General features: G+C 46.4%; 12 protein-coding genes. 1 reads left to right on the forward strand and 11 read right to left on the reverse strand.

Going from position 1 to position 13,729, the window contains the following annotated elements; genetic code table 11:
* Positions 1–55: 55 nt before the first annotated feature.
* Complete coding sequence (locus KQJ23_RS09730) at positions 56–691, reverse strand: hypothetical protein (RefSeq protein WP_216478639.1); 636 nt, start codon at positions 689–691, stop codon at positions 56–58.
* A 49-nt stretch (positions 692–740) separates the two neighbouring features.
* On the reverse strand, positions 741–1,223 hold the full coding sequence (locus tag KQJ23_RS09735; RefSeq protein WP_216478640.1) for a nucleoside deaminase: 483 nt from the start codon (positions 1,221–1,223) through the stop codon (positions 741–743).
* Positions 1,224–1,806: 583 nt separating this feature from the next.
* Here KQJ23_RS09735 and KQJ23_RS09740 point away from each other — a divergent pair.
* Positions 1,807–3,888, forward strand: coding sequence for an alpha-amylase family glycosyl hydrolase (locus KQJ23_RS09740; protein ID WP_249529658.1), 2,082 nt, complete (start codon positions 1,807–1,809; stop codon positions 3,886–3,888).
* A gap of 65 nt (positions 3,889–3,953) precedes the next feature.
* Here the strand turns inward: KQJ23_RS09740 and KQJ23_RS09745 are convergent, their stop codons facing one another.
* The 9 genes from KQJ23_RS09745 to KQJ23_RS09785 form a co-directional block, all read right to left on the reverse strand.
* Positions 3,954–4,613: a GntR family transcriptional regulator gene (locus KQJ23_RS09745; protein WP_216478642.1), complete on the reverse strand. Its 660-nt coding sequence runs from the start codon at positions 4,611–4,613 to the stop codon at positions 3,954–3,956.
* Between the two features lie 362 nt (positions 4,614–4,975).
* Positions 4,976–7,108 (reverse strand): hydantoinase/oxoprolinase family protein, encoded by a 2,133-nt coding sequence (locus KQJ23_RS09750; protein WP_216478643.1) that lies wholly within the window; start codon positions 7,106–7,108, stop codon positions 4,976–4,978.
* A 62-nt stretch (positions 7,109–7,170) separates the two neighbouring features.
* On the reverse strand, positions 7,171–8,523 hold the full coding sequence (locus KQJ23_RS09755) for a citrate transporter (protein ID WP_216478644.1): 1,353 nt from the start codon (positions 8,521–8,523) through the stop codon (positions 7,171–7,173).
* A gap of 250 nt (positions 8,524–8,773) precedes the next feature.
* Positions 8,774–10,192 (reverse strand): beta/gamma crystallin-related protein, encoded by a 1,419-nt coding sequence (locus KQJ23_RS09760; RefSeq protein ID WP_216478645.1) that lies wholly within the window; start codon positions 10,190–10,192, stop codon positions 8,774–8,776.
* 316 nt (positions 10,193–10,508) lie between these two features.
* A complete protein-coding gene (locus KQJ23_RS09765; protein WP_216478646.1) occupies positions 10,509–11,582 on the reverse strand; it encodes an acyl-CoA dehydrogenase family protein in 1,074 nt (357 codons plus the stop codon).
* A gap of 318 nt (positions 11,583–11,900) precedes the next feature.
* Positions 11,901–12,170, reverse strand: a complete 270-nt coding sequence (locus KQJ23_RS09770; RefSeq protein ID WP_216478647.1) for a PQ-loop domain-containing transporter — start codon at positions 12,168–12,170, stop codon at positions 11,901–11,903.
* A gap of 82 nt (positions 12,171–12,252) precedes the next feature.
* Complete coding sequence (locus KQJ23_RS09775) at positions 12,253–12,492, reverse strand: DUF3977 family protein (protein ID WP_283571170.1); 240 nt, start codon at positions 12,490–12,492, stop codon at positions 12,253–12,255.
* 51 nt (positions 12,493–12,543) lie between these two features.
* Positions 12,544–13,044 carry an NUDIX hydrolase gene (locus tag KQJ23_RS09780; protein WP_346779374.1) on the reverse strand — a complete coding sequence of 167 codons (501 nt, stop codon included), beginning with the start codon at positions 13,042–13,044 and terminating at the stop codon, positions 12,544–12,546.
* A gap of 24 nt (positions 13,045–13,068) precedes the next feature.
* Entirely contained in the window at positions 13,069–13,728 is a 660-nt protein-coding gene (locus KQJ23_RS09785) for a carboxypeptidase-like regulatory domain-containing protein (RefSeq protein ID WP_216478648.1), read from the reverse strand.
* Between the last annotated feature and the right edge of the window lies 1 nt (position 13,729).

The following is a 13,729-nucleotide window of genomic DNA, read 5'->3' on the forward strand; positions in this document are numbered from 1 at the left end:
TCTTCTCTAAAAATAACGAAAAATGATCAAGTTATATTCTTCCATACTTTGTATGTTACTTATTTTCATCCAATAACGCGGCAACGGCTTCGGATGATACTTTACTAGGACCCGATAATGCTTTTGCTAATAATTCCTTGTTATAACCATAAAGCACTAGTGCATTCAAAATAGCATCCACTCGATCCTGTCTCTTTCTTCTGATATTAGATTCCAATTGAATCTCCAATGGCACGACCGGAACTAGATGGTTCTCAAATTCAACATGCTTTATTAGGTCCCAAATATATCTGCCGCCCTCCCAAATTCCTTCACCTTCATCTGAATCAGGTATTCCCGCAGAGTTGGAGATTTGCACGACTTCCACATCGAAATCTTGAATCTTCCACTTTGCTTTAGTCCATGTAAAACCTGAAGAAAATGATTGAGTAAAGTAGGGTTCTTCATCAGAAGAGTGCCAATCCGAATCAAAATAGGATCGTTCCGACTTTTCCTTTAAATTGTATCGATCCAGCAGGCCTGTTATTTGCTCCACATCTTCAATGTCTCTAACATATATATCTAAGTCATTTGGGCTCATGCTAGCATGTTGTAATACCGAGCCAACGGATCCGACAACAATCCACTTGGTTGCTAATTTTGATTCTGCATAGAGATCACAACATGCTTTAAGGGCTCGATTCCAAGACATTGTTGTCTCCTATTCTTCTTTAATATTCAAGAGAACTTTAGTGACGGGTTCAACGTTTCCTAGCGTAAAACTGACGATGCAATTGATGAACTCGCTCGGCTAGCTCAGGAACGGGGCCCTCTGTGATAGTATCGCGAATGACATCAGAAATCGGGAGATTTCGAACACGCGATGGGGCGATTTCCATTTCATTCAACCATTGTGCCAACTGTTCCGACGAACTTGCATACACGATCCGTCCCAGACCAACCCATCCGTGGGCCGCAGCGCACATAGGGCAGTGTTCGCCAGAAGTATATACTGTCGCTTGGCTTCTCTCTTCAGGTGTCATATTATTGGCTGCCCATCGCGCCAAAGCAAATTCCGGGTGCTGAGTATGATCACCGCCTGCAACGTGATTGTGGTCCTCTGCAAGCATCTCTCCATTCGCTGAGACAAGCACTGAACCAAATGGTTCGTCACCCTTCTCCAGTGAAATCTCCGCTAATTCAATACAACGCTGCAGGTGCTTCAAATCTGAATCACTAATCATGGTTGGATCCTCCTTTTTAAATAGTATGCTTATCATGGTCCGCACATTTAGAGGCAGCATCAAAAGTTGTTACCACACAGGAAATTATAGCAGTTCTTCTTTATTCATGTATCCGACTAAAGCGCTAGACGATAGATTAACCAGCTCCTTCAAAGCGCCATGTTTGAAAGCTCCGTGCTGCCAATAAGCCTCTAATAAACATCTATTCTATTAAAATATGTTATCATTTGACAGATATGGGATTGTAAATTAAAATGAAAGCGTATCCTTAACGTGCAGCCTGTAATTAAATGCCGAGGATATCTATTTATAATTTGAGGGCACTGCTTCCCTGATCAGAATCTGATTCAGGAACAACCCCGTAATCTTCCACCCGAAGATTGCGGGGTTATTTGTATGGGCAGCAGGAAAGGAGGTTGTCTGACTTCAATTATCTTTTGGCTTGGCAGCAAAGGAAGGGTTCACCTGCACGATAATACAATAAAATTGAAAGGCGGCTTGATCAATGAAATGGATGATTAGAAAATCAATGATTGCAGTGATTGCTTCCACCTTTCTTCTCACCGCATGGCTTAATCCGTTCATGGCCATTCCTTCAGCAAGTGCAGCACCTGACACCTCGGTTCTTAACAAGCAGGGCTTCTCCACTGATGTTATCTATCAGATTGTAACTGACCGTTTTGCCGACGGGGATACTTCCAACAACCCAACCGGGGGAGCTTACTCCCCAGGGTGTACAAGCCTCAAGCTATACTGTGGCGGAGACTGGCAAGGAATTATTGATAAAATCAACGATGGCTACTTTGCAGGAATGGGCGTCAGCGCACTGTGGATTTCCCAGCCTGTAGAGAACATCTACAGCATTATCAACTACTCGGGCGAAAACAGTACCGCCTATCATGGTTATTGGGCACGGGATTTCAAGCGGACCAATCCGGCGTTCGGCAGCATGAGCGACTTCCAGAATCTGATTAATACGGCTCACGCCAATAACATCAAAGTTATCATCGATTTTGCTCCGAATCACACCTCACCTGCATCCGAGACACAGCCATCCTTCGCAGAAAATGGCAAGCTTTACGATAATGGCAATCTGGTTGCCGGTTATACCGCAGATACAAACGGTATCTTCCATCATAATATGGGAACCGATTTCTCCTCCCTGGAGGACGGCATCTATCGGAATCTATATGATTTGGCTGACATCAACCACCACAATAACACAACAGATACCTACTTCAAAGAGGCCATCAAGCTCTGGCTCGATATGGGCATAGACGGTATCCGGGTAGATGCGGTCAAGCATATGCCTCCAGGCTGGCAGAAGAACTGGATGTCATATATCTCCAACTATGAACCCGTATTTACCTTCGGCGAATGGTTCCTTGGCGTAGGCGAATATGATCCCAACAATATTGACTTTGCTAATGAATCCGGTATGAGTCTGCTCGATTTTCGTTTTGGACAAAAGGTACGCCAGGTGTTCCGCGATAATAGCGATAATATGTACGGACTGAACAACATGCTGGTCGAAACCGAAGGCGATTACACGCATATCCAGGATCAGGTTACTTTCATTGACAACCATGACATGGATCGATTTAAGCTTGGAAATAACAATCGCCGCTTAGAGCAAGCACTGGCCTTCACGCTTACCTCACGTGGCGTACCGGCTATCTATTACGGTACAGAACAATACATGTCCGGCAATGGGGATCCGGCGAACCGCTCCTTCATGACCGGCTACTCGACAGATACCACCGCTTACCAAGTTATCGGCAAGCTGGCCCCGCTTCGCAAGTCCAATCCGGCCATCGCCTATGGCAGCACGCAAGAGCGCTGGATCAATAACGACGTCTATATTTATGAGCGTAACTTCGGCAGCAGCACGGCCCTGATTGCCATTAACCGCAGTGAAACGGCATCGGCATCCATTACCGGTCTGCAAACCTCGCTTCCCGCTGGCACCTATGCAGATGAACTGGGGGGATTGTTAAATGGTAATAGCATCACCGTTAATTCTGCAGGTGCCGTTACTGCATTTACCTTGCCTGCGGGAGCTGCCGCCGTATGGCAATTTGCGGCTAACGAGACGGCTCCTATCATCGGCAATATCGGACCGGATTTGGGCAAAGCCGGCACAACACTGACAATTGACGGACGCGGTTTCGGGAATACCAAAGGTACGGTCTACTTTGGCACAACAGCGGTCATCGGCAGCCAGATCACAGGATGGGAGGATACCCAGATTCAAGTGATTGTTCCTGCAGCTACTGCTGGCGAGCAGAGCATCAAGGTTCGCACTGCAAGCTCCGTGGACAGCAATAGCTACAATAGCTTCAACCTGCTGACCGGAGATCAGGTATCGGTCCGCTTCGTCGTAAATAACGCTACCACCGCTTTCGGTGAAAATGTTTACTTGACAGGTAATACTGCCGAGCTAGGCAACTGGGACCCGGACAAAGCAATTGGTCCGTTCTTCAATCAGATCATTACCACCTATCCGTCCTGGTACTATGATGTAAGCGTGCCTGCCGGAACAAACCTGCAATTCAAATTTATCAAGAAAAATGGCACCGTCGTCACTTGGGAAGGCGGGTCTAATCATACCTACACCGCCCCAGCAAGCGGAGTTGGTACCATTACGGTCGACTGGCAGCAATAATATTCAAGCCTAAAAGCAACAAGGTCCAGCCTGGGATTTCCCTTGGCTGGACCTTGTTTGTTTTATTAAAAGAATTGAGGGTACTGCTTGGACATACTATTCACTTGCTCCAGCAGACTGCCCGAGTGCTCCTTCACAGCTTGGCGCAGGGCCTCGGCATCGCGACGGCGAATGGCGGCCACCATGTCCTCATGCTGAGAAATATGGGATTGCCGCGCCCCCTCCATTTTGCCATACAGCAGACAAATCCGGTTATAGTGGGATGCCACCTCTTCGATGGTATACCAGGCAAGCGATACTCCTGCTGTCTCGAAGATCAACTGGTGGAAGCGATTGTCCTTATGATAAAACTCGATAAAATGCTTTTTGTCCGTATACTTCTTCTGCTTGTTAATTAGTTCCTGCATCGTATCCGCAACCAGTTCACTGCATTTGCGAATAAAATCATCCACCACCGCGGCTTCCAGCGAAGTGCGGATGAACCATTCCTCACGAACTCGCTGCAGATCAATCCTGGACACCACCGTTTTGCGTTGCGGATAAATCTCCACCAACCCGGACTGCTGCAAGCGTACAACCGCCTCCCGGACGGGCGTCCGGCTGACGCCATAACGTTCGGACAGCTTCTGCACACTGACGTCCATCCCTGGCTCGAGCGCCATATTCATAATGTCTTCTTTGATTTTATTGTAAGTTACATCGTTTAATGAGCTGCTGTTATTCATGATCTTCAACGGCTTCCCTACACCTTCCTGAACCTACTCCTAGAACGTCACGATATATGCTCTCCGCCCCGGAGATTTCCGATTCAAACCGTTCTTCTACAGTATGAAAAATTTCATGCCCCAAGATAGTATTCATTATATCATCTTGCCGGAATAGTTCAACCAAACCCGGGGCCACTTGTGATACCGATAACGCCGCCTTGCGTATGGGTTCATTCATAATGACGATGTGATCCGGCGGCGTATAACAGGCGAACAAATCCGGTGTCCTGTTATAGAAGATGGCTCAAATCGGACCTTGATCTTCATCTTCTCGGCAAGCAAACGTGCATCCTCATAGCCCCTCCCTTTCTCGGATGATCTTAGCTTTGCTTCATATTGGCGGCTACCACGATAATTTCCGTATCTGGCTCGAAGGTGGACACCTCGATATCCATCAGCAGTTCTAGCTGCTCGAATTCGGATGCCGTGAAGTCCATGACTCTCGCCCCGATACACAAATAATAGTCAGGCCGGGCAATAAGCTCTGTTTTATATACGGCCATATCCTCCCAAAGCTTCTTCACCGCTTGCAAATAGTTCCCGGCTGTCGTCTTGATCGCCAGCGCACGACCGCGCTGAATTTTAATAAACCCTTTATTGTCCACAATGCGAATAGCTCCAGTGTCTCCTGGCTTGTCGGTCTTTTCGCCAAAGATATGAAAGTATCCCGTCTTTTGCAAGAGATGCGTCCGTTCCACCGGAATTCGCATATCGCTTGCGGAAATTTCCTGTAGCTCCTCTTCACTGCATTCCTTCAATAACTCATTGGTTTTCACTTCTGTAGAACCGGTAGCAATGGCCGTGACCTTCGATGTTTGCGGATCGATATCGATATGAATTTCTACGCTTTCCGGTGTGGCCCCGCTTTGGATGGCCTTATTCATCGCTTCCATCTTGATGGCACTGATTTGCTCTTTGGAAGGCGATGGGATGATCCGTTCCACCACGTCCCGAACCATGGCCAGGGCAACACCAATCGAGGAGATGACCTCCGCATTTTCAGGAATACTGTATTTCAACCCCATTTTCTCGGCAAAATAAACAATCAGCGAGGCTGCGCCGCCGCCTACACCAACGAGAGAAATCTGATCTTTCTCCAGCTTGTATTTGTCCGCCAGTGCCAAAATGACGGGTTCAATCTTGGCGTACGCCTTCTCCATGATTTGCCGAGCAATATCCTCGACTGTCGAACCGCAGTAATCAGCTAACGCCTGCATCGCCTTTCTGGCTGCTTCCACATTGCCATGGGAGAAGTGATCTTCCTTGACCAAGCCAAGCACGTTGGCTGCACAGGAATTGGTAATGGTCACCCTCTCCCCGCTCTCCAGCCGAATCGCTACATAATCTGCCGGGTCACCAGGCTTGGGCGAGAAGAACTCAACCTTAGGCCCTCTGATGTTGGCCGGGTCGGTAAATACAGCATAGTCAAGCCCGGCAATATGCGCAGACCTCGGCCCCACATCGATGACCCCGTTTTTGTCAGCCCGCACGATGGAACCACCGGCTACCCCAAGCACCCGGACGTCCAACGAATTGACATAGGTGGGATGACCGCCAACGATAGAATAGTCAATGGCAGGGCGGCCATTCTTAATTACGCCGATATTCGTTGTAGTTCCACCGACCTCAAAATACACGCCGTTGGAAGCCCTTAAATACATCAAAGAGCCCATCACCGAAGCGGCTGGACCGGACAGCATCGTGAGAATGGGGCGCTTCTTCATCTCGCTAATCTCCATGACTCCCCCATCGCCACGCATAATCATGAGCGGGACATGCACGCCGGCCTCATTAACCGATTGCTCCGTGGAATTGGCCGTATCCAGCATTTTAGGAAGAATGCTGGCGTTAATCGCCGCCGTTCTTGTACGACGGGTCAATCCATATAGCTTCGTAATATCGGATGCCATGGTGGTGGGAAGCCCCTTGTTCTCTGCTTTCTCATAGACGAGCTGCTCCGGTCTGCCATTGTCAACGCCGAAGGCCATAGACGGAACTATTACCTGCGCACCCAGCCCCTCCAGATCCTCGATCACTTGCACCACGGTCTCTTCCGTCATTTTTTTGACATTGACAAAATGATTGTATATTTTAATAGCCTTGCTGTTCCCCAAGTCAATGTCTGACAGCTTCGTTTGCCTCTTAGCCAGAAAACCTTCAAATCCGCCCTTGCCCATACCGATAATGCCGACCTGGGCGATATCCCCTTCAATCAGCGCGTTGGTTGCCTGCGTCGTACTATGCGCCACAAACACAACGTCCTCTGGCTGAATCTGATTCTCCGTCAGGCAATTCTGGAAGCACCTCACGACTCCCGCAGCCACGCCTCGCGGGTCATCATGCGTCGTTTTGACCGAGGATTTCCCGATAATATCATGGGTTTCATTGTCGATGGCTACCGCTTTGGTATGGGTTCCCCCTACGTCAATTCCCATGCGAATAATTCTACTCATGTTTGTCCTCCAATCCTTATATAGCCGGCTGCCATCCTTCGTGCGGCAACCGGCTTGCTCTACTAAACCAAACTACCGTACATTACGAACACGACGGCACAGAGAATAATCCCGATCATCCAGCCGGAAGGAATAGACATCTTCATGAAGTCTCTAGCCGGAACCTTGGTATAACCAAACCCCCAGGCAACCCAGGATTGGGTAACGTCCAAATGCTGTGGCGCAACCGTCGTAACAGCGAACAACGGATACAAAAATTGCACGGGCCATGCCGCCGTCGAGACGACTACAGCCAGAATAGCAGCCCCCGATCCAACCAGGTTCATCGGGCCACGGAAGAAGCCAAGCGGTGTAAGGATGGCAAACACAATACATAATAGCAAGGCTGTCTGCGGCATCACTCCACCGAATAGAATTTTAAAATAAGGTGAGGCATATGTAGCAGCATTGTTGAACATCGCCAGGCTCAGCAAGAATCCGATCATCGGCGCTACATCAATGGCACCATCTGCGAATTGCTTGGATAACATCCGGCATACACCGGCAAATCCGCCTTTGAGCTTGCCGCAGGTCAACAAGGCGAACAGGCCCGCAAAGATAAATCCGAAAATAATCGGAATTTTGAACACTACTACACCGATGACCGGCAGAATAATGGAGATCCAGGAAATTGCAGGCGCATTCTTAGAGTTCTGTTCTTCAGGTGTAGTGGCTGCCCAGGCACGGGAGATTTTTTTATTGTTCATAGCCAGGTTAGCGACAATAAGCACGATGACCAGTGAGACGGCCATGGCAATCATTCCAAAGCCAAAGTAAGCATTATAATCATAGCTGGCATAGCTTTCATTAGCCGTAGCAAAGATGGCTTGATACTGTTTGAAGTTCACGATATTTCCGAAGATCCCGGCCATAATGGAGCCCATGAAGGAGAATAAAGCCACTGAGGAAGGAATACCCAAGGACAACATGATAGGCAGCACGATAACAGCAATTGAAATGACAGGACCAATCCCGGTCATGGAAGTGAAAATAACGGCTGTCACAATACAGAGCAAGGACATCGTCACACGCGGTTTGTCTCCGCCCAGCTCTACTACTTTACGAATCAGTGTGGCAGCAATGCCGGTATCCATCAGGATTCGGCCAAAAAACGCCCCGAAGAAAACGTTTACAAGAATAGCCTTGCCATAGTTTTCCGGCCCTGTCTGGAACACATTAGTCAGCACGGAGACGAAGTTCTGCCCCTCCATCATGGAATTGGGCGCAATCGCATTGCCAATCAAAGCGATAGCCGTCCACAGCACCGACATGATGAAAAAACCAACCATCAGGTTATACCCCTTCACGCAATACCATACGAGCCCAAAAAATGATAGCACCATCAAGAGACCGATTACATAATTCGTTACATCCACAAAATGCCCTCCTTAAATTAGGAATATAAAAGCAATCACTAACATACTAACATGCTATTTTGTTTACTGACATGTTAGTTATTCGGTCAAATATTACCATGTCATCTAGATAACGTCAATAGGTTTCCGCATAGGTTTCCGCACACAAAGCTTACCCCGTTTTTTTAAACAATAAGTTACTTTTCTTAAATAGAAAATAAAAAGGGAAACCATGAAAGATTCATAGTTTCCCGTAATCAATGATATGAAATTAAGAGGACCGCTCTACTTTGATAGAAGAAGTCTTGTCATTGAAGTCATTACCGAGGTAGGAAGTATCACCCAGCAACACTTTGGTTGCTCCCTGAAAATCGCCATGCTCATAAAGGGTGACCTTGTAGCCGCTTGGCACTTTCAGTGAGGAAATCGAGTCGTTGGGAATTCCCTTGGCGACTAGATCGCTTACGTTATAACTGCCGACATCCAGGCTGACTGCGGCTCCCTTGTAATTGGCATCGTTATAAACGACAGGTATTCTTTCGATTTTGAGGGAGGACGTCTTATCATTAAAGTCGCCGAGAGATGCAGTATCCGCTGTAATAACCCTTTGCGCGCCACCAAAATTCAAATGTTCATAGAGGGTGACCTTAATGCCAGGAGTCACCTTCAACGAAGAGAGTGTATCGTTTGCAATACCGGCTGCTACCATTTCATTGTAGTTGTAGGAGCCTGCCCCAAGCGCTATGGCATAACCTCCATAATTGGCGTTCCCGTAGAAGATAGCCCCCTCCGAAATCGTCCCCCCATAGGTGACTTGAGGGAATTCCTGGCGTGCCGCCTGATATTGACTTTCGAATTGACTAGGCCAGCCAAAAGCAGTAATAGCAAGCGATTTCAAATCAGCCTTGGCCGCCCCGCTCATAAAGTGCACATACTCACCCATGTTCATATTTCTCGTATAATGACCGGATGAATTCTTTGGATAGTGTTGAGCCAGCAATTGAAAATATCTATTCAGCACTTGCTTTTCCCCATAGTTGCTATAAATCGGATAATACCAGTTTTTAAACCAGTAGGTTCCTGCTTGCGGGAAATTTTCCGCTTTACTGGTGAAGCTGTTGTAAATTCGCTGGGCTTCACTGTTTAAACCTAAGGCTTTATAAACATCATATTGATAGATTTCAGCCCACTTGCTGTCTCCCCACAATCCAAATGCGGGGGAACCCTTTGTATCATTTGTTGCAGACTCTACGATATGAGCCACTTCATGAACCAGGATATCCAGATTCCAGCCGGTTGAACTTTTGAAATCGGAGCCCCCGATATCGATGACATTGCGGTAATCGTGGTCGGCGTTATAAGCGTAGCCTGGATGGCCGCCGCTATACTTTTTATTATGGACAATGACGTAAAGTCGGCCATCCCCGCCCATGGAGCCATAGGTTTGCTTGGTGTATCTCCATACATCGGCAGCCGTCGAATAGATCCAGCCAATTTGATTCGGGTCGATATCATCATCTACATAAACCGCCACCTCATCATTATAGTGCACCAGCTTGAGCAGCTCCCTGTGCTCGAACCAGTGCTCTTGCCAGGTTGGGGGCGGAGCGCTCGCGGCCCTTGCCGGAGCTTGTGGAAGGGAACATAAAACGACGACCAACACCATAAAGAAAACCAATGATTTCTTCACAATACATTCCTCCTCATCTGTTCGTTTTCCTTGAATTTTAATATTTTGTAATATTATTACATTACATGACATAGATTAATGAATTTTGGAAAATAATGCAACTCTTTTATTATATTTAGCGCCTTGACTATAGTTTGTTCGGGTGGGCTATTACTGGGGGGGGATCTACTCTACTCGTTTTATATTCATCCAGGTCAGATGATACTGCTCCTATTCGTCGAAACATAGCAAAAAAGCCGCATCGACATCTGACGCGGCTCCTTTTCTATGTTTGCAATTACCCGACATATTATAAAACAAAACCCAGGAAGCCACCTTAAGAATAGCTCCGCAGCAGCGAATGGGAGCATGCCGTCTGAAGATCTCGCCAGCACCGGTTAATCTCGCTGTCTTCCATAGCCGCTGCCAGTCCTAACAGCGGAAACAAGGCTTGACCGCAGGTTAATGCTGTTTTGGCCGCCTCGATGCTCGCAGCGGTTACTTCCCCTTCAGTGGAAGCCGATATTCTTTCTTGAAGAAGCAGTTCTTGCCAGGAGTTCTCAACGCTCTTGTAAAAGGTTATCATGGAATCCTGGAGGACATCGGAGTGCTTTTTGAGTTGGTCCATAACGTATGTTTCGCCGCCTCTCTCTCCAGCCAAGGCTTCAGCTGCTTCGAGGAAATGCTCGGCAATGCCGATAGCCACCGCCGCAAAGGATACCTGTGCGAACGGCAGGAATGGATAACGATAGATGGGTTCGTCCGTAAAGCCCATCATCTTGTCAAGCATAAACGTCCGATGTTCCGGAACGAAAACTTCATCAGCGGCAATGGTGTGGCTGGCCGTCGCCCGAAGGCCGAAAGCGTTCCAATCCGGATGAATACGGATCTGCTCCGGATGAAAAGCAAAAGCACGAATTTCCTTCGCTACAGGTACAGATACTGTGCGATCCGATTCAGCCGACGTCTCCGCAGCCTCGATTACCGCATTGGCCGTAAAGGTTGTTGCATAGGTCGAGCCGCTGCAATATTTCCAGGTCCCGCTGACGATGTAGCCTCCTTCAACCCGCTTGGCCGTCCCCGTCGGCATCCCGCTCCCTGCAATAACCGCCTCGCGCCGGGCGAATATTTGCCGGCTGACGTCGTGCTCCAGCAACGCCGCGAAAAATCCGCCGCCCGCTCCAATGGTCACCGTCCAGCCCAAATTGCCGTCGATCCTGGAGCATGCTTGAAATTGACGAGCAGCCTCCGGCAGCTCCGTCATTCTTCCATCCAGCTGATCCGGAACGAACAGATGAAACAAACGCCGGTCGTAAATAAAATCAAGGACGGCCTTCGGAAACCTCCGATTCTTGTCCATGTCAAGAGAATGCTGCCTGATGAATTCGATTTCTTGCTGTGTATACACCATAAGGACCCCTCTCTATCGATTTCTCAAACCTTCTCTCTATTATTCCCCATTCGAAGGAGGGGTGCAAGAATTGCGCACACGACTGATTCAACAATATCGTAGTATTCTCATAATTTTGTTTGTCCTTTTTCAGCTCTTCAAAGGCATATTCTCCTGTAATAGAACCGATATTAAGATTCATCAGAATCGATATTGGGCCGCCTTGGGAGCTAGCTACATTCGTGTATACCGTCTCATAATTTCCACTATTTTATACGGCATTCGAAATAATTATTATACTCGATAGCAGAACGACTATTTTCTTCATTTTCGACTCCCTTAGCGTGAACGAAATCGTAATATTAGCAAGATAACCATTGAAACCATCATAAATGAAAGGGTATTCGTCATTAAAAAGGCCAAACCTGCTCCTTCAACCACTAAACTGACCGCATAAACTTCCATAAGACTAATTCCAAATAACATTAACAAATACGACTTCAGGCTTAAGTCTTTTACTGACCTGGTCTTAAAGATTTGGACAATCTGCGGTATAAAACCTACAGAGAGTATAATTCCACCCATCAATTGCATCACCGAATAAATCATAATCCACCCCGCAATTCAGCCTTTTTATAAAACGATTCGAGAAGAATCCCCTTCATTTTATATATGCTTTATTTGCGTTAAATCAGACTCCGTAAAATCCAAATATTATTTTGAACTTCTTTTTACTCTTGGTCTGAATCTTGATTCCTTCTTTAAGATCAAAAATGAAAACCTTCTTTCTTATCCAAAGTCTCAAATACACTGATCTTAATTTAAAAGGTCTAACTATACCCTTTATTTCGGTCTCTGTTCCGTCTTCATGCTCGATTTCTGTTCTGACCATCCACGTGTTACCGATCCCTATCTCAATATACTTCTTCAAAAAATCCGCTCCTGAAATTATGTATATTATTTATTGATTTTGATATCTGAACTATTCCTCAAATCTATGCTTTAAATAATACTTAATTCCAGCCCGGTCAACGTCTGAAAATTGTCTAGGATCCTCAAGCATCAATCTGCTGACTTCGTCAATGGTTACCCATCTTATATCCTTAGTTTCATCCCCAACTACTAGCAGATTGCCTTCCGCCTTACAAATAAAATACATTCCTACAGAGTCCACGGGTCCTTTTATGGTTTGATATACACAGAATGGTTCCAGGCATTCTACCTCGAAATCCGGATTGATGCCGCGTGTATCTACATATTTTTGGCTACCTTCTACTTCTATAACTGTTAACCCGGTCTCCTCGTATACCTCTCGTCTCAGACCTTCCAGGATCGGTTCATATAATTCTAATCTGCCTCCGGGCAATTCCAGTGCTTGCTCATTTCTTTTATTCCGAGTTTGCATAATAATTTCAGTGGTATTGTTCATTTGACGTTCTACAAATGCTCTTGCGTTTACATAAAACATCTGCGAATCACCCACATTTATTGTATTTTTATAATGATGCTATAAAGTCCTCTCCTCTTTCCAAAAAAGAACTCCTTCTCCCTTTTCTTTTGTCTCCTTATCGAACAACTTGATATTAATTTGATTGTATTCATAAATATTTAATGCCTTGTTCGTGCTGACATGGACTAAATAAGCATAGATTCCTTGATTTTCACCGGCATATTCTACCACTTTATTCACTTCATATATTTCTGATGCTTCATTATTTATAGTCACTTTAATGTCTTCCTTTGAAAGATCAGGGCTGATATCAATTATACTGTAACCCTCCTGCATACCAAGGGACTGATCTATTGCTTTACTTCTTTTTAGACTCATTGGCCTAAAATATAACATTAACTGAGGGAAGCCTCTTTTTACGCGGAAAGCGGTCAGTGAATAAATCTCTAAGCCATCAATTCTTGCATTTAATTCAAAGTCGTCGAACAAGGGTACATTCCATGCCCAATACTCCAGGAAGCGAACATTGTAATCCCTACATGCATAAAAGGTGTAATATACTCCCTTACGGACAAGCAGTTCATAACATCCCGCTTTATCTGTGAATGTATGATAGATATCTTCAAACTGATCGTTTATTAATCTGACCACGGCTCCTTGAAGAGGCTCACCATCGAAATCCGTGATTCTACCGTACAATCTCCCTATTGTGTCCATG

The sequence above is a fragment of the Paenibacillus brevis genome (assembly GCF_018919145.1).
Lineage (GTDB): Bacteria > Bacillota > Bacilli > Paenibacillales > Paenibacillaceae > Fontibacillus > Fontibacillus brevis.